Raw genomic sequence first — 25,834 nt, forward strand, 5'->3', positions numbered from 1 at the left:
CGACATAGAACAGGTGCGTTGTCCCTGCAAAAATACGTTTAGATAGCTTTAAGACGTTTCGATCTCGCTACGGTCGCCGGACCATTGCGTATGGAAGGTGCCCTCTTTATCAACGCGCTTGTATGTGTGTGCGCCGAAGAAGTCACGTTGTCCCTGGATAAGGGCCGCAGGAAGGCGCTCTGCACGAAGCGAATCGTAGTAAGAAAGCGAAGAAGCGAAAACCGGAACGGGAAGTCCTAGCTGTGTGGCCGTGATAACGACTCGACGCCATGAATCCAGAAGACCACCAAGCTCAGCCTTGAAATAGGGGTCCAAGAGAAGAGAAGGCAGAGCAGGATCTGCGTCGTAGGCCTCACGGATACGGTTGAGGAATTTCGCCCGGATAATGCATCCGCCGCGCCAGATTGTGGCTAGGTCACGAGGATCGACAGACCAGTTGTGTTCTTCAGAGCCAGCCTGAATCTCATCAAATCCCTGAGCGTAAGCAACAAGTTTAGAAGCGTAGAGTGCCCGGCGAACGTCTTCGACGAATGTCTCTTTGTCCGTTCCCAGCTCATCGAGCGTAAGAAGCGTTCCGGAGGGGAGGCTACCGATGGTCGCAGCGCGTTGTTCAGCTGCGCCAGAGAGAGCGCGAGCAAAAACGGCTTCTCCAATGCCGGTTACGGGGATACCCAGATCGAGGGCAGCCTTTACAGTCCAGCGACCCGTTCCTTTTTGCCCGGCAGCATCGACGATGACGTCGATAAGCGGCTGTCCAGTTTCTGCGTCAACCTGGGACAGTACCTCAGCGGTGATTTCAATGAGGTATGAGTCAAGATCACCCTTGTTCCAGGTCTTGAAAACCTCAGCGATTTCCGCAGGCTCCATATCTGCCGCATAGCGCAGAAGCTGATAGGCCTCGCCGATAACCTGCATGTCGGCATATTCGATTCCATTATGAACCATCTTGACAAAGTGTCCTGCGCCATCTGGGCCGATATGAGTTACGCAAGGCGTGCCATCGACGACAGCAGAGATAGATTCCAGGAGAGGTCCTAGTGCATCCCATGACTCTGCAGGACCACCTGGCATGATGGAGGGACCGTTAAGGGCGCCTTCCTCGCCGCCTGAAATGCCTGCGCCGACAAAGTTGAGCCCGCGCTCGGCGATGTCTTTTTCTCGGCGAATTGTATCCGTATACAAGGCGTTGCCACCGTCGATGATGATGTCGCCTGGTTCCATGGCGTCTGCAAGTTGGTTGATTACAGCGTCAGTCGCGGGACCTGCCTGGACCATGATGATCGCCCGGCGCGGTTTTTCCAACGAGGCAACGAAGTCCTCAATTGTCTCTGAGGGGATGAAGTTTCCTTCAGAACCGTGTTCCTGCATCAACGTGTGGGTCTTTGCGGAGCTGCGGTTATAGACAGCTACGGTGTGTCCCTTATGTGCAAAGTTGCGGGCGAGATTTGAACCCATCACCGCAAGTCCGACAACGCCGATGTGTGCCAAGTTGGATTGATCAGTCATAACATCAGAGGATACCCCGAGGGTGAGGAAAGGACACAACAGCGCCATGTAGAGGGATTCTCAACTTGGAAAATCGGAGGAAGGGGAGAGGTACAGATTTGTGGCTGGTCACGAGAAGAAGATTATGCACAGTCACGCCCATTATTTTGTCTGTTTGGTTGCTTTGTGATGGATCTCTATCCGTTTTTCTGTCCGATCGGACAGTAGGGACTGCGGATAGCTCATGAATCGGTTAGATTAGGGCGTATGGGCAACGGAACAAAAATGCTGGAAATGCTCAAGGGACTCAACCAGTGCGGTTTGAGCATTGAGCAGCTTGATGAATTTAATTCTCTCAGCGAGGGTTTCAGCAAAACACTCGGGCTACGTTTTACAGAAATAACGCCGCAGTCGGTGAAAGCAGAGCTACCGGTCAGTGATGCTCACTTGCAGGTTTCTGGGATGGTCAACGGAGGAGTCTATTCGTCGCTAGCGGAAACTGTCGGGTCGGTAGCTGGAGTTATTGCGGCTAACGGGAAACTCGTTGTCGGAGCTAATTGCACGACTGATTTTCTGGGAACAGTAAGCGCAGGGGTCATTGATGTGGATGCACACGTCATCCACCCAGGACGTACCAGCCAATTGATAGGGATTGACCTGTATCACCGGCACAAGCTGGTGGCGCGGGCGACTCTTCGCACAATTGTTATCACGCCACAGCCTGAAGCCCCCAAGAAAGACAAGTTCAATATCAGCGCAGACTGATATTTCTCGATGCGTCGATAAGCATGAAGCGACAGGCTAGAAAAGTAGCTGGCGGATGAGCTAGTCACTTATTTTTCTAGCCAACGCATCTTCTTGAAGTACCACCACAACCACGTCACAATACCTATCATGACGGCGATGACTATGTAGTAGCCGTACCGAGAACCTAATTCAGGCATGTGCTCAAAGTTCATTCCATAAACGCCGGCTATCAGCGTGGGGACAGCCGCCATACCCACATAAGCAGAGATGGCTCGCATGTCAGAGTTCTGCTGGAGCGTAATCTTGGCCACGCCTGCATCGATAAGTGCAGAGAGGCGCTCGTCAAAGCTAATAACCTGATCCTTGACCACCATGATGTGGTCTAAGACATCGCGCAAATAGGATCGAAGCTGCTTGTTGATCATGTCTTTATTAGCGCCGATCATCAAACGGAAAGCCGGGTCTAAAGGATCCACAGAATGTCGCATCTCGAGGATCTCCCTCTTGAGCATATAAATCTGTTCGATGTTAAAGGTACTGCCGGGAGTAAAGACTTCTTCTTCTAACTCATCCACGTCTTGACTAAGTTCACCGACAATGCGGATGTAGTTATCCACTAAGTGATCGGACCAGGCCCACGCAATGCCCATCGGCCCATAAGCGTTAACCTCGTCAGGCGCGTCGAGCCGAGCGTCGAGAAGCGGCAGCTTTGTTTTATGTCGGATAGTGATGATGAAGTCGTCGCTGACGAGCATCTGGACCTCGCCAGTGTTGATGATATCGGAGGCATCATCGACAGTTTCATGATCACGATAAACAACGGACCGGACCACAATAAAAAGTTGGTCATCGTAGCGTTCGACTTTTGGCCGCTGATGAGCTGCAACAGCATCCTCAACGATCAGCTCATGGATATCAAAGTCCTCAGCTAGCTGGATCATGTGGGCCTGCGTGGGTTCCTCAACAGAAAGCCACACAAAGGCATGGTGACCGTTTTCATTGAGCTCTTTTACCTTACGGAGTGCCTCATTGTGCGTTAACGCAGCTGTCTGCAGGTTTCCATCAACGTATACCCGGCAGTGGTCAGTAATTTCTTCTACTGGCATAGCGGACCGGTGTGGCGGAAACTGGTGGACTCTGCGTGGCCTCATTGCGGGCATCTATGGGCCTCCTCAAAACTTGCGGTCTCTATACTTGTTTACATGCCAACTTGGAAAGACATGACTACGCGTAATCCTGAGCACTCTCGCAACTATGCGGCTAGATGGGATAACTTAGCTGCTGCAGGAAACGACATCGTAGGTGAAGCTCGGCTTATCGACGCCATGGCGCAACGAGGAGCTCGTATTTTGGACGCCGGTTGTGGTCAAGGAAGAATTGGCGGCTATCTTTCCGAACGTGGGCATACGGTAGTTGGTGTAGATATCGACGACTACCTTATCAGCCAAGCGCGTCTGAATTATCCTCACGCTACCTGGCATGTCACTGACCTGGGCTGCGAAACCATCCCTGATAATGGGTTTGAACTCGTGGTATGCGCTGGAAATGTAATGACATTTATAGCTCCGGAGAATCGCGCAGATGCTCTGAAGAACATCTATGATGCGACGGCCGTGGGCGGTCGATGCGTCTTGGGCTTTGGTGCAGGCCGCGGATATATCTTCCCGCACTTTTTTGAAGATCTTCGTGCTGCCGGTTTTAGCATCGACGCTAACTTTGAATCATGGGATCTACGGCCATTTTCGGAAGAATCCACATTTTTGGTTTCGATTGTGAGTAAAAACTAAAAGGTCAACGCCTATAGCCCTTCTATGTAACGAAGGACTATAGGCGTATCAAGAAGTGACTTCTATTTCTTCTCTTCTAAAGCAGAATTTCTGGTCTCTAGGGCTAATCTTTAGCAGGTTTCTGTGCTTTATCCTGCTCTGCAAGCGCACCACGCGCATGTAGTTGTTGGCGAGTGGTTGCCAAGTTCCAGCGCTTACGCGACAGTGCGTTGATTCCCCATGAGAATGCTGCAGTTGCGCGGTTGCGGAAACCGACGAGGAACATGAGGTGGACGCAGAGCCACATGATCCACCCGATGAACCCTGTGACCTCAACTTTTCCGAGTTTGACCACGGCATTGAACCTGGAGACGGTAGCCATGGAGCCTTTATCGTAATATTCAAACGGCTCGCGCTCGTCGGCGCTGCGTCCTTCAACCTCGGCTGCGATCTGTTCTGCAACATACGCGCCACCCTGAATAGCAGTTTGCGCGACGCCGGGAAGGTTATTCAGCGACATCATGTCACCGATAACAAAGACATTTTTCTCGCTGCCTACGGAGAGATCCGGGTTAACAGGGACGCGTCCAGCGCGATCAACTTCCACTCCGAGCTGATCGGCAAGAACCTTGCCCAACGGGGATGCAGCGACACCAGCAGACCAAATCTTGCAGAAAGAGTTGATGGTGTGAGTGGAGTCATCTGTTGTGGATTTATAGGTGACTGAGTTTTCGTCAACGTCGGTGACGATGGCGTTGAGCTTGACTGTCACACCAATCTTTTCGAGTTCGCGCTGAGCGTTACGTCCCAGACGCTTGCCAAAAGGTGGCAAAACCTGAGGTGCGCCATCGAGGAGGATGATCTTCGCATTGGCAGGGTTGAAGCGAGTGTATTCGCCTGCCAACGTGCGGTGCGCCATCTCTGCGAGCTGACCTGCCAACTCAACACCTGTGGGACCTGCACCAACGATCACGAAGGTGAGAAGACGGTCCCGCTCGGCAGGATCATCGCAAATCTCTGCACGCTCGAATGCTCCGAGGATACGCGCACGCAGCTCAAGGGCATCGTCAATCGTCTTCATACCTGGGGCATACTGTGCGAAGTGATCATTTCCAAAGTAGGACTGCCCTGCGCCGGCGGCCACGATCAGGGAATCGTATTCGATGGTCTTGGAGTACTCGCCAAGTGATGCAGACACTGTCTTAGCCGAGGTATTAATGTCGGTGACTTCGGCTTTGACAACGTTGACATTGTCTTGTTTGAGCAGGACCTGACGCGTCTGGGGGGCAATTTCACCCGAGGAAAGGATGCCGGTTGCTACTTGGTAGAGCAGCGGCTGGAAAAGGTGGTGGTTTGTCCGGTCGATCAAGGTGATATCGACGTCAGCATCCTTGAGGTTCTGGACCGCGAATAGACCACCGAAGCCGGAGCCAATCACGACGACGTGATGGCGGCCGCCTTCAGGGCGAAATGGTTTGTCAGACATTGAAAACTGTCTCCTCGACTAAAAAGTGAAAAAAGTCATTCGCTAGTGTGATTTTCGCCCGCTTTTGAGCGACTTCTTTATGGTAGTCCTACTTGGCTGGTAATACATCATCCGCTCCTAGCTTCGCGCGTCTGCGCTCATAAGCGATTCGCTCACACTAAGCTTGACCCTTGTGAAAGGACATTCAGGCTCGCGTGATCATCTTGTGCGTATCAACGCCGAAATGTGGCCAAGCATAGCCACTGTGCCTGAGGGCTTTCGGGTTAAAATGAAGGCTCGTAAAGCGGAATCGGGGTTTGCTGCTGCTTGTTCCAAAGCCGGCTTGCGCCTTGATGGCGAGGATCCGGATCTTGTTGTAGTAGAGGAAACCTTGTTTCGTCGAATAGCTGAGGCGGGTTGGCTTGGGCTTGCCGAAGGCTATATGGCGGAAGAATGGACGTCTGAACGGCTGGTTGACGTACTAGTAAAGCTTTTTGCTGTGGGGTATAACCCGAAGGCCTCCCATGCCTCGTTAGGTGGCGAGTACCAGGGGAAAGAGATTCCGCCACAACTTATCAGGCTGTTTTCTGGGGACGGAATGAGTGTTCATGGGACAGTCTTTTCCTCAGGTGTTCCCACCACGGAGAGAACCTCTGTAAGAAGTTTTGTCAGAGGCGCGGGAAAAACTAACGAACCAGCAAGTCACTTTGTGGATGTCACGACGGTAAGCGACCCCACGGTAGTGGAGAAGGCCGATCTCGGGGATGGGCAGCTACGCGCAACAACGATGCTTCTCGACGCAGCACACGTGCATGCAGGGACGCATCTCCTTGATTTTCCCAGTTCTGGGCCCGCCTTAGCGATCAATGCAGCGCACCGGCGTGCAACTGTTGATGTTTTGACAGCTGATCGTGAGCATTCTCAAGACATGAAGTACGTGCTAGACCTTGCGGAAGTTGAGGGCAGCGTTCATGTGGAGTTGCTTGATACTGCGATACCAGAAGCTGCTGTATGGCCTATGAGCTATGACGTGATTACCAGCGTGGAAAAGCTTGAGCTTATGGGGCCACGAATGCGTAAACGCTATGTACAAACGCTTGATCGCTTGCTTACTGCGGGTGGTTTTCTTGCAGCGCAATCCGTAGTTCTGACTGGCCTTATGCCGGATGTCACCACAAACGCGTTAGGTGTGTGCAAAGCGTATATTTGGCCTGCTTTAGACCTTATGACGATGGAGAACGTGCATAAGCTTTTCGACGTCTCCTCGGATTTGAGAATAACTGCGGAAACGCATGTCGGGGGCCATTATCAGGAAGGACTGCGCCTGCAACGAGCCACATTTGAGGGCCTCCTACGAGAGGCTGCTGCAGATGGTTTTGACCCGGTATACCGGCGGCTATGGGTATTCCAATTGGCTATTCGGGAAGCGCTATTTCGCGTTGGAGCGTTGGATGCTGTACAGATTACGGCGACAACAAGGAACCGCAGGCGACGTCGATAGGCAATAAGACGACATAATGCACCCTGAGCTGTGATCTTAATATTTTTGATCACGCATATGGGTGCATTGTGCTTATTTGTTAGGAACTAGATTTCAGACATATCAAAATGCCGTGTTTCTTTCATACAGAAAACTGCGACCAACGTGATGAGTGATACGACGATGAGGTAGATTCCGACCGCTCCCACTCCATAAGAATGAACAAGAGCGGTAGCAATGAAGGGGGCTACTGCAGCACCCAGGATGGATGAAACGTTGTAACTAATTCCCGATCCTGTATATCGCACATTGGTGGGGAATAGCTCTGGGAGAACCGCAGACATAGGGCCGAAGATGAGACCCATGATAAACATTCCGATCGTGAGGAAAGCCAAGACGCTGCCCTCGGTAGCCGTTGCGGGATCGAGGAAGAGTTTAAACGACAAACCGAAAACGATCATGACTATCGAGATGCCAATGAGTGAGGACTTTCGGCCGCGACGATCTGCCATTTGTCCTGCCAGCGGGATGCCGATGATGAAAGCGACGATAGAAATAAGCTGGAGTTTGAGGAAGTCAATATAGGGGATCCCCAGCCCCAGTCCAAGGTCCTTTTTGCCGATGCCATAGGACAGCACCCATGTGGTGACTAGGTAAAACAGTGTGTAGCAGCTCAGCATGATGAAAGTTCCCAAGATCATGGGGCGCCAAGCTGTCTTGAAAGCCTCGGTCAGCGGAGTTTTTACCTTCTTGCCGGACTTTACTGCTGCTTTAAAAACGGGGGTTTCTTCAAGGGTAAAGCGAACCCACAAACCGATAATCACCATTACTGCAGACATCGCGAAGGGGATCCGCCAACCCCATGTCATGAAGGCACCCTCAAGATCACCGTTTGTGTGTCCCAAGGTGGTGACCAAAAATAGGAAGAAACCGTTGGCCAGGAGGAAACCAAAAGGGGCTCCTAATTGTGGCCACATTGCAGCCCAGGCTCGTTTGCCTTTTTCAGCTGTTTCAGTTGCTAAAAGGGCGGCTCCTGACCATTCGCCTCCCAATCCCAGACCTTGACAAAACCGCATGAGAGCCAAAAGTGCGGGTGCGGCTATACCTATTTGGGCGTATGTGGGTAGGAATGCGATAAGAAAAGTGGCTATGCCCATCGTAAGCAAGGAGCCTACGAGAGTGGCTTTTCGCCCAATACGATCCCCAAAATGCCCGAAAATGATAGAACCCAGTGGGCGAGCTACAAAGGCTAAGCCGAACGTGGCAAAAGACGCGAGCAGACCAACGGTTGGATCTTCATTTTTGGGGAAGAACAGGTGGGGGAATACCGCAACTGCGGCAGTGGCATAAGCGTAAAAATCGTAGAACTCAATGGTAGTTCCCACAAGGGAAGCGGTGATGATTTTACGTCTCATGGCTTTATCTACTTTTGGACGTGCTGTCCCATGGGTATTGTGCTCCGCTATGGCGGGGGCGGTCGATGAGCTCATCATCACACTCCTTATGCATCGATATCCATCCGAAAAGGGTGGAACCCCTAACATAGTTTCCCGTCTAATGGGATGCAAATATCATTTTGTGGGATTTTGTGGGGGGGGGAGGGGCTTGTGGGGAAGTAAAGTTCGTATGGCACAGGTGAAATGCGTAGTGACCTGCGTTAATGGCGCAGGTCACTACTATGCAGCTGGAAAAGGTGTGGAGGTAAAACCTTTACCTAATTTAAGGGGATATTACTGGACGGGATACTCGCTCCAGGAGGGTTGCCACATGCTCGAAGGGTTTTCCAGACATCATCTCAAGCCCCATCTCGCATGTGCGATTGGAGGCTACAAAGCAATCGCACTTCTCTGCATTGAGCGCAGCGCGTTCTTCGCGAGTAGCGGATTCCGTTAGCTCGGGATGAAGCATCACCCGATCTCCAGCAGCGCCGCAACAATGAGCGCCGGAGGGAATCGTTACTGATCCTGTGGCAGCTGCTACATGAATGAGCGTATCGACCAGCCCCATGTGTTGGATGGAACACGTAGGGTGCAGCCCGACAGTCCCTATATTTTCCGTAATTGTAAGGTGGTCGATAACTTCAGCATCGAGCCATTCCACTACGTCCAGAATTCTTAAAGCATGGAATCGTTCTAGGTCTTCTCCGTTAAGGGTGCCGGAGGCATTGTCTAGTAGTCCATGGACACAGCTTGACGCATCGATAATGATGGGAAGTTTCCCTTGGGAAGACCAGTTCCACATGGCATTGACTATTGATCCAACTGTGAAAGCTAAAGCCTCGTCGTATCCTTTTGATGACCAAGGTGTGCCGCAGCAAAGCCCTGCGACGTTCTCTGGGATCCATACGGGTGCTCCGGCCCGACGGCCCAGTTCCACGATGGAATGGGGTAGATCAAGAGAGTCAGGGGCAGAATGTGGCGAAGGCCCGAACATTCTGTTGATGCATGCTGGAAAATACACCGCACAGGCTCCCTCGCGTTGGGTGCTGGGCAATCGTTGGGCTGCTTTGGGAAGTTCGCCAGGCACAGTGGGAAGGATATCGGGGTTGATGACCCCGCGAGCCGCGTCAGAGAGTACTTTTATTGTGTTGGTACCAAGGGCATGAGCGCTTATAACCCCACCGCGGACTAGTTTTTCCACGACATCCCATTTTTGCGCGCCTGATAAGGCGACTTTTTGCGCGGTATGCGTTGTCTGAGCAGATCGGAAGCCTTTCATCACTTTTCCGGTATCAATACTGATCGGGCAGGCGATAGAACACACTCCGTCTGCAGCACACATATCGATTGCGGCGTATTGGTACTCTTCCTGCAGCTTTTTCAGCACAGGGGAGCCCTGCTTTTGTCGCGCCATTTCTCGACGTAATACGATTCTCTGCCTGGGAGTTACAGTGACATGTCGAGAAGGACACACAGGTTCGCAAAAACCGCATTCGACGCAAGGATTAATCTCTTCTTCTAGCTGCGGGAAAGTTTTAAAGTTTTTGAGGTGAATATCCTGCGACTTTGTGAGCTTGACGTCAGGGGAGAGGATCCCGGCTGGGTCCAGAAGACGTTTTACTTCCCACATGAGGTTCCAGGCTTGTGTTCCCCATTCGCGTTCCAAGAAGGGGGCCATGTTGAGGCCAGTTCCGTGTTCTGCTTTGAGTGAACCGTCATAATCGTCAAGAACGAGGCTTGCCAGATCGTCCAGGAATCTGGCGTATTTTTCACGTTCTTCTTGTATGCCAAAGTGCGGGAGGATGAAGAAGTGCAAGTTTCCAAAAGCTGCATGGCCCATGACCATTTCGGGATACCCGTACGCGGCAAGTAGATCAAGCAAATCGGCAGCAGCTTCACCAATTTTTTCAGGCGGGAAGCAGACGTCTTCAGTAATAAGGGCAGTTCCCTGAGCGCGATCGGACCCAATAACGCCGAAAAGTCCGTTGCGGATGTGCCACGCTCCGCGTTGCCCCTCTGCGGTCTTGTCAAACTGAAGCGGAGCGATGAGTTTTGCCTCGGATAAAACCTTCGTGGCCCGCTCGATAGCTTTATCGAGCGCATGTTCATCAACGCCACCTACCTCTAAGAGTAGGGCAGCGCTATTGTCCGGAATGGAGCTCCAAGAACTGGGAGCTTCGGGGAAGTTGCCGACGGAGCGCTTAAGGACAGGCGCAACGAGCAATTCGCATGCTTCCGCTCCGGTTTGCATAAGTGGACTGACGTAGTTTGCTGCGTCTCTAATGTCATTAAGCATCACCCAGGCCACAGCCCTTTTCTTTGGCAGCGGAACTGTGCGGATAACGGATTCTGTTACGGCTCCGAGAGTTCCCTCGGAGCTCACCATAAGCTTGAGCAAAATGCGTACGGGTTGATCCTCATCGAGAAAAGCGTCGAGACGCAGCCCGTTGGTGTTGCGGATAGAAAACTTGGTACGCAAGCGCTGAACAAGCTGAGAATCTGAGCGAATACGATCGCGTAATTCGAGCAAACCTTGATGGAGTGCGGGTTCCTGAAGCTTGAAAGCCTCGTCTCCTTGTGCGGTGTCGACTACCGACCCACTGGGTAAAACAATGCGGGCATGTTCTATGCAATGGTAGGTGTCCCTCTCTATTGAGCAGCGCATTCCTCCCGCATTATCTGCGATAACGCCGCCAATCGTACATACAGAGGTGGATCCAGGGTCGGGGCCGAGCATCACTCCTGACCTGCCAAGGATCGCTTGGGCGTCGCCTAAGATTGTGCCTGGGCGGGACCAGAGTTTTGCGCCATCATCGAGTACCTCTAGGCCTTGAAAGTGGGTTTTGAGGTCGACCAGAATGTCATTACTGGAGGCTTGACCATTAAGCGAGGTTCCGGCGGCTCGGAACGTGAGGTGCCGCCGTTCCCGCTGAGCAAAAACCATCAACTGGGAAAGATCATCTTCGTTTCGCGGACGAACCACGACTTGGGGTATCCGCCGGTAGGGGGAGCCATCGGAGGCGAAACGGATGAGATCTGATAATGAGCCTAAAACGTTCTTGCGTCCTACTATTGCGGAAAGCTTATCGACGAGCCATGGGGGCGTGCCGTGTAATAGTTCAGGACCTGCTGCATCAGCTTGAGAGGTGGACCTGGCTGGCTGTCCAATGTGGGCTGGATCTGGGGTGAATAGTTTCTTCATGATTTCAGGGTAAGCGTGCGAATGGCGCTTATGGCCTCAAAAATGTGTGCAAACGGAAAATTTCACCCTCATGGGTGTGGTTTTGGGATTTATATTCCACTGTATGGAACATATTGCTAGGCTTTCTCGAAAGCGAGATGAAGTGAGGTCGTTGTTATGTCAATGCTCGATAGCCACGAACATGTGGACAACGAACGTGGGGGAGCTGCGGCAGAGGAACGCTCGGCAAAGGTGGCAGTAATATGTTTCCCGCTGGTGATCCTTGTAGGGGCGGTGATCGCATATCTTTCCCCGGAAACGTTTGTAGGTTTTAAGCCTTTGGTCAATCCCATGCTTATGCTGATCATGTTTTCTATGGGACTGACCATTACGTTGCCGGATTTGGGTGAGGTGGCACGTAGACCGTTGCCGATTATCGCGGGTGTGGCATGCCAATTTATTGTGATGCCAGTATCGGCGTTGTTAATTTCCCGCGCATTGGGCTTTAATGAGGCCATCACCTTTGGGCTTATTTTATTGGGATCTGTGCCAGGTGGAACGGCTTCTAATGTGATCGCGTATCTGGCAAAGGGGGATGTTGCACTTTCTGTTGCAATGACTTCAGTATCCACGTTGGTTTCACCTTTAGCCACGCCCGCATTGATGGTGCTTTTGACTGGGCGCAGCGCGGAGCTTAATGCCGCGGGGATGACTATTAGCTTGTTAAAGGTTGTTCTGGTGCCAGTCCTCGCAGGACTTGCACTGAGGTGGCTGGCGGGCAAGGTTGTTGATCGAATCCTGCCAGCTCTTCCGTGGATTTCCATTGCTGTCATCGGATTTGTCATGGTGATTGTGGTGTCTGGGGCGCGAGATAAGTTGGCAGTGGTTGGCCTTGTTGTGGTTGCAGGTGTGGCGCTTCAGAACGTCATTGGTTTTGTCTTTGGTTATGTGAGCGCAAAGCTTCTTAAAGAAGATGAGCCTGCATGTCGGACAACGTCTATCGAGGTAGCCACGCAGAATTCGGGTCTTGCTGCTGCAATGTCCGCTCAGTTTTATTCTGCTGAGGCGGCATTGCCGGGCGCGATCGCAGCAATGTATGCGAATGTGTCTGGTGCTATTTTTGCGGCCATCATGCGACATCGTCATCGAGCAGTCTAGGTGTCGACCTGTTTGGAGCTACCGGTATGGGATATATCGCGGTAGGTGCTCCGGCGGGGCAGATCTAAAATGACATAATGTACATTATCGGACAATTGACACTGTAGGGGCATATCGAGCAAATCTGGCGATTAATGGATATGTATGCAGCTTCTCCGCGTCTTTGTGGAAAAGCTATAGCTCTATCAGTCCTTGAATGCGATGCTGCGCCGTTCTTTGTTTTGCTACACCTGTATGTGTATATCTCTGGTGTGAACCATTGGAGCATCAGGCTTGATGTGGAACGTGAAGCGACAAGAAATCTCTTGCAGCTTTGTGGCTTCTGTTTTGTTGAGTCTTCAACCCGCTTAGATGTTGGTTTGCGTTTAATCCGGTAGAACCTTGAGATATTTTCTACCCTTACGGTCTTTTCCAAACGTCTAATACCCTTTATTACGTCACAGTGACGTAATAAAGGGTATGTATTTGTACTAAGTCTTCTACCTATTGGCGGTCTGCTTGAAGGTTTGCTCCTGCATTACGCCGTTCTCGATACGCATAATAAAGCTGAATGAGCGTGATAACGGAAAAGACGGCTGCAAAAACTGCTAACCACGGTAGCTTTTCGTAGATCATGAAAGCCGCAAAACCTAGAAGGACGATGAAGCGTAGCCATAGTCCGGGGATCATTCTTGATGCCATGAATAAGTGACTCTCTAGTTCTTTTTAAGGGTAAGTAAGACGTTGATTTCGCCATTCGTGTCGATTTTGGCTGCCACGAATTCCGGGGTGTTCACATCATAATCGAGACGGTTAATCGGGATGGTTGAGGAAAGCTTGACCGTGTCTGCATCGCGAACGATCGTAAAGCTGGGAGAGATCGTATTCGTTTTGCCGTGAATAGTAAGTTTGCCTGGGATCGTAATCTCCGTTGTGGTTCCATCTTCAGGGATGGATGAAACATCCGTGGATCCGGTGGTCTCAAAGGTTGCTTCCGGATATTTTTCCACCTCAAAGATCTTGGCGCGCACGTTGTTATCGCGTTTATCGTTATCGGTGCGGATATCTGCCATATTAATGGCTACTTTTCCTGAAACGATCTTTTGCTCTTTAACTTCGACCGTGCCGGTTACGCTTTGAGTTGATCCAGAGGTAACGCGTTTCTCTGCCGGTAGCACCTCATAGAAAGTGAACCCCGCAGAACTAATATTTGGGGCCTTGCCATAGATAACTTCCCACGTTCCGTTAATGTCCGTTGTAGCGGCCTTTGCGTCGGATGCGTCAAGAGCTTCGGTTTTTACACCGGGCCCGTTGATGAGTGGGATAATCGCCATGGCAACGGCAAAAACAGACAAAAGAACAACGATAACTGCCGTGCCAAGTGCAATGAGTTTATGCTTTTTTTCCATGGGTGCGCTGGTTATCCTTCTACCTGAGTTTCTCTATTTGTTTAGCTAGCACGACCAATTCAGAACAAAGCTGCTGCATCTCTGTTGGATCGGCGCCCTCTGAACTGGCTGTGGCGATGTCTTCTGCGGCGCAGCGAAGCTCAAACAAAGAGTCGCGTAGCTCACTAACTCGCTCAGGTCGTAATACTACTGCGTTTTCTGGCACTGCTGGTCCTATACTCGCGGTTCTTTGTTCATATGCCCGCTGCCTGCAAGAATGCGAACAAAATTTCTTTGGACGTCCGCGTCCAGGATTAGCAAATTCCTTACCACACCATGCACACGTATTAAGCCTTAAAGTAGACATCCACTTCAGTCTAAACCACCAAGACCCAGCTGGATTAGTTCTGTGGGAGGTAGTAATCCCCTATTTAAGGAACCTGAGGAACAAAAACTACTGGTTCGTACGTTATAGTGGAAGACCTTGAGCGTTTTCTCCGTAGTGGAGACTTCGCCGTGCCCCCTTTGAGATGGAAAGGACTGATCCCCTATGGCAGATCGTGTTTTGCGCGGCAGCCGCATGGGTGCTGTCAGCTACGAAACCGACAGGGACCATGACCTGGCTCCTCGTCAGATGGTTCGATATAAGACAGAAACCGGCGAGATCTTTGACGTACCCTTTGCACATGACGCGGAAATTCCAGGTACGTGGCTGTGCAAAAACGGCCAGCTCGGAACGCTCATGGAGGGAGAAGGCGTAGAATCCAAGCCAGCAAAGCCCCCACGTACGCACTGGGATATGCTTCGTGAGCGCCGTTCCATCGAAGAACTGGATCTGCTTTTAGAAGAGCGTATTGAGCTCCTGCGTAAGCGTCGTCGTAACGCTGCACGCTTGTTAAAGCAGCAGCAGGAAGAAGCTGCAGCGCAAGCAAATAATCAGTAATTAACTGATCTTTCAAAGTGATCACCCCACGCGATGCTCCTACGAGCCGCGTGGGGTGATCACTTTTATATGTTTGAGATTAGATCATGTGCTTCTTTCTGAAAGCAGCGATCTCATGTTTCGCCAGCTTAGAGCCTTCACGGTAGATGTTGGTGATTTGCTCTTTCCGGTGGTTCAGTCCCCACTTGGTTACCTCGAGCAGCGAGTCTTTAACAAAGCTGCCGTCTAGCTTAGACTCCCCGATTTCGCGCTCTGTGAACGTGATTGGCACTTCGCGAACATCGAATCCTGCTTGTACAACGCGCCATGCCATATCGACCTGGAAAATATAACCTGCATTGGATAGCTCATCGAGATCGATAGCCTCCAAAACCTCACGCTTGAAGGCTCGGTACCCCGCCGTCATATCCGATAACCCAGCGCCAAGGGCAACGGAAATGTAGATGTTACCGCCTTTGGACAAGACCCAACGGTTTTTAGGCCAGTTCACTACTTTGCCACCGGGGACGTATCGGGAGCCGATAACAAGGTCGGCTCCCGCGTCTACCTGGTCAAGGAGCAAGTGCAGCTGCTCAGGCGCATGAGAACCATCTGCGTCCATCTCACACAATACTGTGTAATCACGCTCAAGGCCCCAACGGAAGCCGGCAACGTAAGCGCCGCATAAGCCGCCTTTGCCCTCCCGATGGAAAACCTTGATGTGGCTATCCTTTTCTGCCAATGCATCAGCTGCTTTGCCGGTTCCATCGGGGCTGTTGTCATCGACAATCAAGATGTCCACGTCAGGAGCGGCCTCACGGACACGACCGGTGATGAGGGGAAGATTCTCCAGCTCATTGTAGGTGGGAATGATCACCAGGGTCTTATCGCTGGGCTTGGTCATTGCTTTAAGTGACTCCTTGGTAGGCGGTTAAAACTAGCGCTTAGCGGTTTGAGACTTCAGTTTGCGGCTGGTTCCTTTACCTGTGCTGGTGCTCTGAAAGAACAACGACCACAAAGCGCACATGGTTCCTATGATAACCAAGGCGTACTCAATATAGGTGCCATACCTAGCTGAAAAGGTCAGCGTGTCGCGAAGAGGAAGCGCATCTTCCAAAGTAGCAGACTGGAAGATTTTAGTTTGAGAAATAACGGAACCATCGGGTTTCACCAGTGCGGAGACCCCGGACGTCGCTGCTACAACTACTGCCCTATCCAATTCAATGGCCCGCATGCGGCTCATTGCCAATTGCTGATAGGTCATATCTGTGAACCCAAAGGTTGCGTTGTTAGTGGGAGTCGTAAGTATCTGAGCACCAGCAGTAACTGCGTCGCGGCCGGCTTGATCAAACGCGACCTCATAACACGTGGCGATGCCTACGGCTATATTCTTTCCTGTGGTGGCAGCTGTCATGTGCACAACGCCGTTGCCATTTCCAGGTTTAAAATCTCCAGCCAGGTCTACCAATGGAGAGAGTTTCCTAAAGAACTCTCTCCAAGGCATGTACTCGCCAAAAGGCTGAAGGTATTTCTTGTTGTGGGTCTCCCCTATGCCCGTTTGCGGGTCAAAAACCACCATGGAATTTCGATGTCCCACGGCATCCTTGGTGATGGTTCCTACAAGGATAGGCGCTTGTGCATGTGCCACGGCTTGGGACACAAGTTGCTCAGCCTGCTGATCGCTCAACGGGCTCACATCGGCTGAGTTTTCCGGCCAGATTACTAAGTCAGGTTGTTCAGATAGCTTTTCCGTTTCCCTCACATGGTTGGCTAGTACGGCCCGGCGTTGAGCATTGAAATCGAGCCCTAACCGTGGAACGTTGCCTTGTATAGCCGCTACGTTCACGGTTCCCTGTTCATGAGCTCGCCCGTTTGTGAGCGTTGCGACGCCCGCCACTAGGAGAACCGCGACCATAGTGGACACAGTTTGGCGTCGATAAGCGGAATTAGTGACGCATTGCCAAAGCGCCGTCCCCACAACGGCAGTGAGAAGCGATACGAGGGCTGGTCCTCCCCAAGAAGCTACTCCAGCGAGAGGACTATCAATCTGACCCCACGCGATACGAACCCACGCGAACCCACCGAACGGAAAATTAGAGCGCGCCCATTCCACTGCCACGATGACAAAGGGAAACCAGACCCATCCCACACGATGGCGCAAAAGCCGAACGCCTATTATTCCCAACGGAATGGAGTACAAGGACAAGAACGTGGAAAGCGCAATGTAGGGCATAGCGCCAACAAACTCACCTATCCAGGGCAAAAGAAGGAGAAAAAGCGTGACGGAATAAACAAAACCCAGGAGTGCACCAGTTTTACCTGATGGGTGGTTTCCTTTCCACGGGGCTAAAGCACCGCATAAGAGTGCAAGGCCAATGGGAGCTGCGAAAAACCACCCAAGGGGCGCGTAGGAAGCATAAACAGATAGCCCCGCGAGAGCTGCGACCGCAGACCGGACAAGGATTGATCGCACCGCGTGCGAGGAGAAGGACATAAACACTGCTCACTGATCAAGAGACGGGAAAGAACACGCGCCCAGGCTTAGACGAAAGACGGCTGGCACACTTGCCGTCATCCCTGAGAAAGACATAAGCGCTACTGAGTGAGGCTACAAAAGAAGTTTCTGTATGAAAAGCCTTAGCAGCTAGAACGCCTTATTTTTGTTGCGGATTCGGCCCGTGTGGCCCACCGAAATCCTCAGGCTTTATATCGCGGGACCACTTTTGGATCTCTTCCTCGTCGAGCTGGTCATGTTCGATCACTGATTGTGCGCTAAAGCTGCCGTAGCTGGCATGTTGCCTATAACTATTGGTTGCCTCGAAACTGCGAACGCCCATATCCTCGATCTTTTTTCTAAGTCCTTTGGCCAAAAACGATCGAATGAGCGCTCTAGTAGGAGGAAGAATAAGCAGAAGGCCAAATAAGCTTGTGACAAAGCCAGGGAGGGCTACTCCCACGGCTCCGGCAGCTAATAGCCCTAGATCACCTGCGGCACGCCCCGGAGACGAATTACCAGAGGCTAGACGACGTGAAATGCTTCGCATTTCAAAGGCCGCAAGAAATAAGCCGCCAAAAAGAAAAGCGATGAGCGCGATGAGTGCAGTGGCGGTCCCCAGCCACTGAGCAACACCCCAGAAGGCAAGAGCTTCGATCAAAATGTACGGAAGACCAATAAAAAGCGGCATAGCCCTTACTTTACTGTTTTTGTCTTATCGATGATGCTCTACCAGCTTCTGGGGATGTCAGACTCTACTTCTATTGAGAATCTTCTTCCAAGGTGCCTTCCATCTCTAGGAACGTCCCCCGCAGGGTATCCAGGGCTTCTTGGGTAGGGTTTTCCCACAGTCCACGATCTGCAGCCTCAAGCAACCGTTCGGAAATGTCACGGAGCGCCCAAGGATTAGAAGCTTCAAAGAATTCTTTATTCTCTGGATCTTTAACGTATGTATCCGTCAGCGTCTCATACATCCAATCGTCCATGAGCCCGGTGGTCGCATCATATCCGAAGAGATAGTCAACGGTAGCGGACATCTCAAAGGCACCCTTATATCCATGTTTACGCATGGCTGCAATCCACCGTGGGTTGATAACACGAGCACGGAAAACACGGCGTGATTCTTCATGCAACGTGCGGGTTTTGACGGTTTCCTGACGCGTCGAATCACCGATATAGGCTTCAGGGTCTTTACCGGTGAGCGCCCGCACTGTAGCAACCATGCCGCCATGGAATTGGAAGTAATCATCAGAATCGGCGATATCGTGTTCCTTGGAATCCACGTTCTTTGCAGCGACCTGAATGCGTCGATAAGCAGTGCGCATATCGTCAGCAGCCTCTACCCCGCTCATACCACGTCCGTAGGCATAACCGCCCCACGCTGTATAGACATCCGCAAGATCTTTATCGTCGCGCCATGTGCCAGACTCGATGAGCTCAAGCAGCCCGGCCCCATACGTGCCTGGTTTTGATCCGAAAATGCGTCGTACGTGGTCTTGTTGTGCATCGTCAAGCGCATGGGCCTTGATGTAGTTCATGTGTAGCGGCTCGTCGAGGTGGGCCACTAGCTGGACGGCATCGTCGATAAGCGCAAGCACGTGAGGGAATGCATCGCGGAAGAAACCAGAAATACGGACTGTTGTGTCAATACGTGGTCGTCCGAGCTCTTCGAGGGACATGACTTCTAGGTCAATCACCCGGCGCGATGCTTCATCCCACACGGGGCGCACTCCAAGGAGCGCGAATACTTCGGCGATGTCGTCTCCGGAGGTGCGCATGGCAGAGGTTCCCCAGACGGAAAGTCCGACGGATGTTGGGTAGTCTCCGTTGTGTTCTGCCCGGTAACGCTCGATGAGGGAATCTGCGAGGAGTTGGCCGGTTTCCCATGCTAGGCGGGACGGGAGTGATTTGGGGTCAACTGAGTAGAAGTTGCGTCCCGTAGGCAGGACGTTGACCAGGCCTCGCATGGGGGAACCGGAGGGGCCTGCCTCGATAAACCTTCCATCGAGCGCGCGGAGGATCTGGTCGATTTCCCGTTCTGATTGGGCTAGCCGCGGGATGATCTCCTTGCACGCAAAACCCAGGAGCTTGGCTAGTTCTTCTTTGTTTGCGTTTCCAGGTAGTTCGGTTGCGTCCAGAATGGGGCTCACGCTGTTGGGGTCCCAGCCTGCAGCGTCGATCTCTGTTAAAAGAGCGTGGGCAATTTTTTCTACCGTGTCTACCCTGCCGAGGGTTTCATCGCCGGCTTCGGATAATCCTAGGGATTCACGCAAGCCTGGTACTGCTTTGTCGCCTCCCCAGAGTTGGCGGGCGCGTAGCATTGCTAGAACGAGTTCGATGCGGACTTCCCCGGTGACTGCTTCTCCTAGGATGTGGAGTCCGCCGCGGATGGCTGCGTCTTTGATTTCGCAGAGCCATCCGTCGATTTCCATGATTTGATCATCAAAGGCGTCTTCGTCGGGGCGTTCTTCCCAGCCAAGGTCTTTGTCCATTTTTGCTGCTTGAAGCAGCGTCCAGATTTCTTGGCGGATAGCGGGGAGTTTGGCGGGATCCATGGACGCAATGTTTGCGTGTTCGTCGAGAAGCTGTTCGAGCCGGGTGATGTCTCCGTAGCTTTCGGCGCGCGCCATGGGCGGAATCATGTGGTCGACAAGTGTTGCATGGGCTCGTCTTTTGGCTTGTGTTCCTTCCCCCGGGTCGTTGACTAGGAAGGGATAAATAAGCGGTAATTCGCTGATGGCCTGATCCGGGTAGCATTCAGCGGAAAGGCCTGCGTTTTTTCCTGGTAACCATTCCATGTTTCCGTGCTTGCCCATGTGCACGATGGCGTTGGCTCCAAAGATTTCTCTGAGCCAATAGTAGACCCCTAGGTAGTGATGGTTGGCGGGAAGGTCGGGATCGTGATAGATGCCGACAGGGTTTTCGCCGAAGCCACGGGGCGGTTGAACCATCACGACGACGTTGCCAAACTGCAATCCAGCTATATAGAGTTCGCCGGTTTCTTGGTTGACGTAATGAGTTCCGGGGGCTTGTCCCCAGTGCTGGATCATCTCGTCTTGCATTGCTTGCGGTAAGGAGGCGAAGAAGCTGAGGTAATCCGCTTGGGAAAGTTTGAGGGGGTTGTTCTCGATGACCTCATCGGTGAGCCATTCTGGGTCGTGTCCACCCGCTGCGATGATGGCGTGCATTAATGCGTCTCCGTCATGAGCGCCGTCTTCTGAATAACCTGGTATTTCACTGGTGTTACCGAGGTCGTAGCCTGCGTTGTTGAGGGCTTGAAGGACACGGAGTGTAGAAAGCGGAGTATCGAGTCCCACGGCGTTACCAATGCGGGCGTGCTTGGTGGGATATGCAGAGAGCATGAGGACGAGTTTTTTGTCTTTATTCTCGATAGTTCGCAGTGCCGCATGGCGGATGGCTATTCCAGCTAGGCGGGAGCATCGTTCGGCATCGGGTACATAGGAGATGAGACCGTCGGAGTCGTATTCTTTGAATGAGAATGGTACGGAGATGATCCGCCCGTCGAATTCTGGTACCGCGATTTGGGTGGCCACGTCGAGAGGGCTGAGTCCTTCGTCGTTGTCTTCCCATTCGGAGCGTGCATTGGTGAGCGCAAGACCTTGGATGATGGGCACGTCGAGAGCTGCAAGCTTTGCGACGTCCCACGCTTCATCGTCCCCGCCGGCTCCTACAGTAGCCGGTTTCGTGCCGCCAGCGGCAAGCACAGTGGTGATTAAGGCATCGCAGGTTCGTAGTTCTTGAAGTAATTCTTCTGATGCTTGACGCAGTGATGCGGCAAAAATTGGTACAGGTAGTCCGCCTTTTTCCTCGATGGCGTGGGAAAGGGCTTCGATGTAGGCGGTATTGCCTGCTAGATGCTGTGCTCGGTAATAAATAATGCCGATTCGGGGAGCCTGCGGTGGAGCCGTGATCGTGGATTTTCTGTCTAGATATCCCCACACCGGCATGTGTTGTGGCTCTTCAAAGCCTAAGCCAGTAAACAACAGAGTATCGGAAAGAAAATTGTGAAGATTTATAAAGTTAGCTTGGCCGCCCTCGGCTAAGTACGTATGGGCTGTGGTGACAACCCCTGCCGGTGCGGTGGATAACTCGGTGAGCTCAGCGTCCACTGCAAGTTCGCCGGAAACGGCTACCAAAGGAACCGAAGAGGCGAGGATTTTTTCTAAGCCAGATTCCCATGCGCGTTTTCCTCCCAAAAGACGGACGACAAAGACGTCAGTCTGTGCGATAAGTTCGTCGAGCTTTTCTTCGGAGACATAGTTTGGGTTAGCACAATGGAAGCTGACGTTATCAGTTTCTCCCGCTACTTTGGCCGAAAGGAGATCTGTATCCGATGTAGACAAAAGCGTGATCATGCGAGGCAAGGTGTCCTTTCGTGGGTGACGCGCCCATCGACGGCGTTGTTGAAGAGGGGTGTTGTGACACGTGATTTTCATGAAATCGATGGTCTGGCTATAACAGTGGCGCGACCGTCCGGAATTCCACCGGATTCATCAACACGTGAAGATAAGCTTTCCCGAAATATTTCGGTGCTCTAGGCTGGGCTTATTTGGCGTGCACACAACACTTGGGAACCACAGTGCGGTTCTCTATTTTCATTATTACGTTGTTTTTAACAGCATGCCCAAGGGCGTGTACTACCTTAGCTAATCTGTGCTGTGAGTTGGGGCTGTATGGGGGTGAGGCGCTCGCTAACAGCGATGATTGCTCTGTGATGTTCCCACCTATATCAGGCATGTATGGCGCGCAAAGTGTCAAAAAACTTAAGAAAAGTGTTGATTTCAACAAAGTTTTACAGGTCACAATGTTGGTTTAAGTGTGTTTGTTTTTACTATCATGTTGCGCATGACCCACCCTAATCCCTCGCAATCAGCAGTACTGATTGCTCATCCTGACCGTAGTCGTTCTGATATGTGCCCTGGTGCGCTTAAGCTGCATCACGCTACGGACGGATCTATTGGGCGCGTTCGCTTCCCCGGCGGGCGAGTACGCCCAGAACAATGGAAAACGATTGCCCAGATCGCTCGAGAACTTGGTGATGGAACAATTCACATCACTACCCGAGGAAATATGCAGTTCCGCGGTGTGAAAGATGAAGCACAGTTTGCCACCGTGGTCGAAAAGGCTGGGTTCTTGCCTTCGCGGAGCCACGATAAGATTAGGAACATCCTAGCCTCTCCCCTGCACCCTGAGCTGCGGCCACTAGTAGAAAGCTTAGACGCTGCGCTTTTAAACGATGACGTAGTCTCGGGTTTGTCTGGGCGCACCCTTTTTGGGTTTGACGCAGGCGAAGGCGACATTCTGGGCCAAAGGCCAGACTTCGGCGTTATCGCACTTGATGATGCACACCATATGATCCTGGGCGGGCAGATCACTGAGATTCGCCTGAATACCCTAGACATCATCCCCGAGGTGCTTACTTTTGCCGCGCGAATGTGGCAAGAAAATCGTGAAGACTCGTGGCGTCTACATGAAAGCCCATCCATACGCGCTCACATCCTCGATCAAGTCCAGACGCACTTTTCCGTGGACACACAACCGGTAACCCCTCCAGTCATTGAGGGATCTGCGCGTCCGGTTGGTTGGATTGACCTTGGTGATGAGCGTGTTTCTTTGGGAGCGGGGCTTCGCTTTGGCTTCCTCACTGCGCAGGTTGCCGATATTTTAAGCGCTATAGATGCAGAGACAACGATTACCCCTTGGGCATCAATCGTGATCCACGATCTCCCTCACCATGATGCAGATGCCGTGGTGAAAGTACTGGCACCGCTTGGGCTGATTTTTGACCAAGAATCACCATGGTTACGCGTAACCGCGTGCACCGGTCTGCCAGGTTGCCAGAAATCTTTATCCAACACCCAAAAGGACGCAACACAGTTGGTCCTTTCAGATAAAGCACCAGAGGGCCTTGTACACTTTTCAGGGTGCGATCGCCGTTGCGGTCATCCCCTATCCCATCACACGGAATACGTTGCCACCGGCGACGGAGAGTACGAGGTATCAGCAAGGTGAGCTTTGACTACATCACCGACGGCAATGAGATTTACCGTCAATCCTTTGCGATGATTCGTGAGGAATCCGATCTCAGTAACTTTGATCCAGACCAAGCACAAGTTGCTGTCCGTATGATTCATGCCGCCGGTGAGGTAGATCTCGCTGAGGACATTGAGTTCTCGGCGAACCTTGTTCCCGCAGCTCGAAGTGCGCTTAAAGCGGGAGCCCCCATTTTTACTGATGTCAACATGGTAAAAAGCGGAGTGACCCGTAAACGACTTCCCGCAGACAACGACGTAATCTGTCTGCTTAAAGACGAACGCATCCCAGAACTTGCAGCCCGACTCGGCACAACCCGATCTGCCGCGGCAGTAGAACTATGGGCTGAGCGTCTCGACGGCGCCATCGTAGCTATCGGCAACGCTCCTACAGCGCTCTTCCACTTAATGAACTGGCTTGCCGAAGATGCCGCCCGGCCGCGCCCCGCCGCAATTATCGGGATCCCCGTGGGGTTCATCGGTGCTGCTGAATCCAAGTCAGCTTTATCTAATGTGGCCGCAGATCTTGGTACTGAGTTTGTTACCGTCCATGGACGTCGTGGCGGCTCCGCCATCACATGTGCTGCTATTAATGCTCTTGCCACAGAAAAGGAGATACTCCCGTGAGCGAGGCACGACTCATTGGCGTAGGGGTAGGCCCTGGCGATCCCGAACTGTTAACAGTCAAAGCCGTAAAAGCTATTCAAAACGCAGACGTAATTGCTTACCATGCTCGGCCTAACGGAACATCAGCTGCACGGAAGATCGCCGAAGCTTATTTAACGGACACACAAGAGTATGTACTTCTGGAATATCCAGTGACAACAGGAATCACTGATCATCCCGGAGGATATGCCGGAGCTATGGCCGACTTCTACCTTGATGCCACCCAGCGACTTCGCACATACCTACAGCAAGGTAAAACCGTCGTTGTGTTGGCACTCGGCGATCCCATGCTTTATAGCTCGTACCAGCACTTGCATAAGCATCTCGCAGAAGAATTTCCCGCAGAAATCATCCCAGGAATCCCCTCTATTACTGCTGCAGCTGATGTCTTGGGTATGCCGCTATCTGAGGATGATGAAGTTCTCTCGATCATCCCAGGAACACTTCCTAGCGCTGAACTAACCCAGCGACTTCTTGATTGCGACACAGCAGTCGTGATGAAGCTGGGTCGTACGTTTACAAAAGTTCGACAGTGCCTCATAGATGCAGGAGTTGCTGATCGAGCGTACGTGGTAAAGCGCGTAGGAATGGAGGGGCAAAGCACAATCCCTGTACTTGAAGCCGATCCGGATTCTATCCCCTATTTCGCAGTAGCGGTTGTCCCCTCGTTGGTGCACCAAAAACATGGTGTATTGCCCAAAGCGCATCGCCAGGATGCTGCCCTAGGGGAAGTCGTAGTCGTAGGCCTCGGGCCTGGTGCCTCACGGTGGATGACACCCGAGACCACCACGGAATTAAAAAACGCCACTGACATTGTTGGTTATTCCACCTATGTCAACCGCGTGCCTCTGCGCGCCGGGCAACGCCGACACCTCTCCGATAACAAGGTGGAAGCTGAGCGCGCAGCAATGGCCTTAGACATGGCAAAACAGGGAAGAAAAGTTGTGGTGGTTTCTTCTGGGGATCCCGGAGTGTTTGCCATGGCTGCGGCAGTTCTAGAAACAGCTGATGACGAACAATGGCGCGAGGTGCCGGTTCGCGTTATCCCCGGTATGACCGCGGCGCAAGCCGTAGCGTCCCGAGTAGGCGCACCTTTAGGCCATGATTTTGGGATGATCTCTTTGTCTAACCGGCTCAAGCCCTTTGAGATCGTGGAAAAGCGTATCCGTGCGCTCGCAGGTGCTGACATGGCTTTTGCCTGCTACAACCCTGCATCAAAGGAACGTCGTTGGCAGGTAGCAAAACTGAGAGAGATTGTTTTGGAATACCAGCCGGAAGATACCCCCGTCATTGTGGCTCGTGCGGTGGGATCCGACCAGGAAAAAGTTGTGGTGACTACCCTGCGAGACTTTGACCCAGACATTGTTGACATGCGCACCATGGTGATCGTGGGAGCGTCGACAACGCGCCAATACATAGGAGCAGATGGACTCCGCGTTTTTACTTCACGACGCTACGAATAACCCAAAAGGCTATCGCTGTGTAAAACCGCGGTAGCTTTTTGCTATAGGTTAAGGGCGTGACTCGAATAAGAGCTGTGAACAGCTGTTATATGAGCTGAATACAAAGCGGTCTAAACTATTCCGGGTAGCTGGAGCCGGCACGAAAAAC

At 52.1% G+C, this 25,834-nt stretch carries 20 protein-coding genes; 8 read left to right on the forward strand and 12 right to left on the reverse strand.

What is annotated here, in order from left to right; translation table 11 throughout:
* Window positions 1-48: 48 nt before the first annotated feature.
* Window positions 49-1,506 carry an NADP-dependent phosphogluconate dehydrogenase gene (gene gndA / locus CKV68_RS00840; protein ID WP_095076208.1) on the reverse strand — a complete coding sequence of 486 codons (1,458 nt, stop codon included), beginning with the start codon at window positions 1,504-1,506 and terminating at the stop codon, window positions 49-51.
* Window positions 1,507-1,752: 246 nt separating this feature from the next.
* On the opposite strand from gndA, the gene CKV68_RS00845 reads away from it, so the two are divergent.
* The gene (locus CKV68_RS00845) at window positions 1,753-2,250 is read left to right on the forward strand and encodes a PaaI family thioesterase (RefSeq protein ID WP_014525729.1); all 498 of its coding nucleotides are present in this window, start codon (window positions 1,753-1,755) and stop codon (window positions 2,248-2,250) included.
* 68 nt (window positions 2,251-2,318) lie between these two features.
* Here the strand turns inward: CKV68_RS00845 and CKV68_RS00850 are convergent, their stop codons facing one another.
* Entirely contained in the window at window positions 2,319-3,392 is a 1,074-nt protein-coding gene (locus tag CKV68_RS00850; protein WP_013911438.1) for a magnesium and cobalt transport protein CorA, read from the reverse strand.
* Window positions 3,393-3,434: 42 nt separating this feature from the next.
* On the opposite strand from CKV68_RS00850, the gene CKV68_RS00855 reads away from it, so the two are divergent.
* Window positions 3,435-4,019 carry a class I SAM-dependent DNA methyltransferase gene (locus CKV68_RS00855; RefSeq protein ID WP_095075415.1) on the forward strand — a complete coding sequence of 195 codons (585 nt, stop codon included), beginning with the start codon at window positions 3,435-3,437 and terminating at the stop codon, window positions 4,017-4,019.
* 103 nt (window positions 4,020-4,122) lie between these two features.
* On the opposite strand, the gene CKV68_RS00860 is transcribed toward CKV68_RS00855, so the two are convergent.
* On the reverse strand, window positions 4,123-5,484 hold the full coding sequence (locus CKV68_RS00860) for an NAD(P)/FAD-dependent oxidoreductase (protein ID WP_095075416.1): 1,362 nt from the start codon (window positions 5,482-5,484) through the stop codon (window positions 4,123-4,125).
* A 172-nt stretch (window positions 5,485-5,656) separates the two neighbouring features.
* Here CKV68_RS00860 and CKV68_RS00865 point away from each other — a divergent pair, with 172 nt between their 5' ends.
* The gene (locus CKV68_RS00865) at window positions 5,657-6,964 is read left to right on the forward strand and encodes a class I SAM-dependent methyltransferase (protein ID WP_014836349.1); all 1,308 of its coding nucleotides are present in this window, start codon (window positions 5,657-5,659) and stop codon (window positions 6,962-6,964) included.
* Between the two features lie 86 nt (window positions 6,965-7,050).
* On the opposite strand, the gene CKV68_RS00870 is transcribed toward CKV68_RS00865, so the two are convergent.
* Both CKV68_RS00870 and CKV68_RS00875 read right to left on the reverse strand, forming a co-directional pair.
* Window positions 7,051-8,436 carry an MFS transporter gene (locus CKV68_RS00870; protein ID WP_013911445.1) on the reverse strand — a complete coding sequence of 462 codons (1,386 nt, stop codon included), beginning with the start codon at window positions 8,434-8,436 and terminating at the stop codon, window positions 7,051-7,053.
* A gap of 226 nt (window positions 8,437-8,662) precedes the next feature.
* Window positions 8,663-11,584 (reverse strand): FAD-binding and (Fe-S)-binding domain-containing protein, encoded by a 2,922-nt coding sequence (locus tag CKV68_RS00875; protein WP_095075417.1) that lies wholly within the window; start codon window positions 11,582-11,584, stop codon window positions 8,663-8,665.
* Window positions 11,585-11,740: 156 nt separating this feature from the next.
* Here CKV68_RS00875 and CKV68_RS00880 point away from each other — a divergent pair, with 156 nt between their 5' ends.
* On the forward strand, window positions 11,741-12,721 hold the full coding sequence (locus CKV68_RS00880; RefSeq protein ID WP_095075418.1) for a bile acid:sodium symporter family protein: 981 nt from the start codon (window positions 11,741-11,743) through the stop codon (window positions 12,719-12,721).
* A gap of 483 nt (window positions 12,722-13,204) precedes the next feature.
* Here the strand turns inward: CKV68_RS00880 and CKV68_RS00890 are convergent, their stop codons facing one another.
* The 3 genes from CKV68_RS00890 to CKV68_RS00900 are packed head-to-tail and all read right to left on the reverse strand — an operon-like array spanning window position 13,205 to window position 14,455.
* The gene (locus tag CKV68_RS00890) at window positions 13,205-13,402 is read right to left on the reverse strand and encodes a hypothetical protein (protein ID WP_095075419.1); all 198 of its coding nucleotides are present in this window, start codon (window positions 13,400-13,402) and stop codon (window positions 13,205-13,207) included.
* Window positions 13,403-13,416: 14 nt separating this feature from the next.
* The gene (locus tag CKV68_RS00895) at window positions 13,417-14,109 is read right to left on the reverse strand and encodes a YceI family protein (protein ID WP_014525737.1); all 693 of its coding nucleotides are present in this window, start codon (window positions 14,107-14,109) and stop codon (window positions 13,417-13,419) included.
* A gap of 19 nt (window positions 14,110-14,128) precedes the next feature.
* The gene (locus tag CKV68_RS00900; protein ID WP_013911450.1) at window positions 14,129-14,455 is read right to left on the reverse strand and encodes a hypothetical protein; all 327 of its coding nucleotides are present in this window, start codon (window positions 14,453-14,455) and stop codon (window positions 14,129-14,131) included.
* Window positions 14,456-14,638: 183 nt separating this feature from the next.
* On the opposite strand from CKV68_RS00900, the gene CKV68_RS00905 reads away from it, so the two are divergent.
* Entirely contained in the window at window positions 14,639-15,031 is a 393-nt protein-coding gene (locus CKV68_RS00905; protein ID WP_013911451.1) for an RNA polymerase-binding protein RbpA, read from the forward strand.
* 79 nt (window positions 15,032-15,110) lie between these two features.
* Here the strand turns inward: CKV68_RS00905 and CKV68_RS00910 are convergent, their stop codons facing one another.
* From CKV68_RS00910 to cobN, 4 genes are all read right to left on the reverse strand, one after another.
* A complete protein-coding gene (locus CKV68_RS00910; protein ID WP_013911452.1) occupies window positions 15,111-15,914 on the reverse strand; it encodes a polyprenol monophosphomannose synthase in 804 nt (267 codons plus the stop codon).
* Window positions 15,915-15,947: 33 nt separating this feature from the next.
* On the reverse strand, window positions 15,948-17,504 hold the full coding sequence (gene lnt / locus CKV68_RS00915) for an apolipoprotein N-acyltransferase (protein ID WP_095075420.1): 1,557 nt from the start codon (window positions 17,502-17,504) through the stop codon (window positions 15,948-15,950).
* A gap of 160 nt (window positions 17,505-17,664) precedes the next feature.
* A complete protein-coding gene (locus CKV68_RS00920) occupies window positions 17,665-18,195 on the reverse strand; it encodes an FxsA family protein (protein ID WP_013911454.1) in 531 nt (176 codons plus the stop codon).
* Window positions 18,196-18,265: 70 nt separating this feature from the next.
* Complete coding sequence (gene cobN / locus CKV68_RS00925) at window positions 18,266-21,880, reverse strand: cobaltochelatase subunit CobN (protein WP_095075421.1); 3,615 nt, start codon at window positions 21,878-21,880, stop codon at window positions 18,266-18,268.
* A 481-nt stretch (window positions 21,881-22,361) separates the two neighbouring features.
* Between cobN and CKV68_RS00930 the strand changes: the two genes are divergently transcribed.
* The 3 genes from CKV68_RS00930 to cobJ are packed head-to-tail and all read left to right on the forward strand — an operon-like array spanning window position 22,362 to window position 25,686.
* Complete coding sequence (locus CKV68_RS00930; RefSeq protein WP_013911456.1) at window positions 22,362-23,537, forward strand: precorrin-3B synthase; 1,176 nt, start codon at window positions 22,362-22,364, stop codon at window positions 23,535-23,537.
* A complete protein-coding gene (locus CKV68_RS00935; protein WP_095075422.1) occupies window positions 23,534-24,184 on the forward strand; it encodes a precorrin-8X methylmutase in 651 nt (216 codons plus the stop codon). Before CKV68_RS00930 ends, CKV68_RS00935 begins: the two co-directional genes overlap by 4 nt.
* Window positions 24,181-25,686: a precorrin-3B C(17)-methyltransferase gene (gene cobJ / locus CKV68_RS00940; protein ID WP_095075423.1), complete on the forward strand. Its 1,506-nt coding sequence runs from the start codon at window positions 24,181-24,183 to the stop codon at window positions 25,684-25,686. The genes CKV68_RS00935 and cobJ overlap by 4 nt, the downstream gene beginning before the upstream one ends.
* Window positions 25,687-25,834: the final 148 nt, after the last annotated feature.

The organism is Corynebacterium ulcerans, assembly GCF_900187135.1.
Classification (GTDB): domain Bacteria; phylum Actinomycetota; class Actinomycetes; order Mycobacteriales; family Mycobacteriaceae; genus Corynebacterium; species Corynebacterium ulcerans.

What these genes read in the sequence shown, in the direction of transcription:
- gndA (WP_095076208.1), bottom strand. Translation starts at nt 1,506, where the DNA reads ATGACTGATCAATCCAACTTGGCACACATCGGCGTTGTCGGACTTGCG.
- CKV68_RS00845 (WP_014525729.1), top strand. Translation starts at nt 1,753, where the DNA reads ATGGGCAACGGAACAAAAATGCTGGAAATGCTCAAGGGACTCAACCAG.
- CKV68_RS00850 (WP_013911438.1), bottom strand. Translation starts at nt 3,392, where the DNA reads ATGCCCGCAATGAGGCCACGCAGAGTCCACCAGTTTCCGCCACACCGG.
- CKV68_RS00855 (WP_095075415.1), top strand. Translation starts at nt 3,435, where the DNA reads ATGCCAACTTGGAAAGACATGACTACGCGTAATCCTGAGCACTCTCGC.
- CKV68_RS00860 (WP_095075416.1), bottom strand. Translation starts at nt 5,484, where the DNA reads ATGTCTGACAAACCATTTCGCCCTGAAGGCGGCCGCCATCACGTCGTC.
- CKV68_RS00870 (WP_013911445.1), bottom strand. Translation starts at nt 8,436, where the DNA reads ATGATGAGCTCATCGACCGCCCCCGCCATAGCGGAGCACAATACCCAT.
- CKV68_RS00875 (WP_095075417.1), bottom strand. Translation starts at nt 11,584, where the DNA reads ATGAAGAAACTATTCACCCCAGATCCAGCCCACATTGGACAGCCAGCC.
- CKV68_RS00880 (WP_095075418.1), top strand. Translation starts at nt 11,741, where the DNA reads ATGTCAATGCTCGATAGCCACGAACATGTGGACAACGAACGTGGGGGA.
- CKV68_RS00890 (WP_095075419.1), bottom strand. Translation starts at nt 13,402, where the DNA reads ATGGCATCAAGAATGATCCCCGGACTATGGCTACGCTTCATCGTCCTT.
- CKV68_RS00895 (WP_014525737.1), bottom strand. Translation starts at nt 14,109, where the DNA reads ATGGAAAAAAAGCATAAACTCATTGCACTTGGCACGGCAGTTATCGTT.
- CKV68_RS00900 (WP_013911450.1), bottom strand. Translation starts at nt 14,455, where the DNA reads ATGTCTACTTTAAGGCTTAATACGTGTGCATGGTGTGGTAAGGAATTT.
- CKV68_RS00905 (WP_013911451.1), top strand. Translation starts at nt 14,639, where the DNA reads ATGGCAGATCGTGTTTTGCGCGGCAGCCGCATGGGTGCTGTCAGCTAC.
- CKV68_RS00910 (WP_013911452.1), bottom strand. Translation starts at nt 15,914, where the DNA reads ATGACCAAGCCCAGCGATAAGACCCTGGTGATCATTCCCACCTACAAT.
- lnt (WP_095075420.1), bottom strand. Translation starts at nt 17,504, where the DNA reads ATGTCCTTCTCCTCGCACGCGGTGCGATCAATCCTTGTCCGGTCTGCG.
- CKV68_RS00920 (WP_013911454.1), bottom strand. Translation starts at nt 18,195, where the DNA reads ATGCCGCTTTTTATTGGTCTTCCGTACATTTTGATCGAAGCTCTTGCC.
- cobN (WP_095075421.1), bottom strand. Translation starts at nt 21,880, where the DNA reads ATGATCACGCTTTTGTCTACATCGGATACAGATCTCCTTTCGGCCAAA.
- CKV68_RS00930 (WP_013911456.1), top strand. Translation starts at nt 22,362, where the DNA reads ATGTTGCGCATGACCCACCCTAATCCCTCGCAATCAGCAGTACTGATT.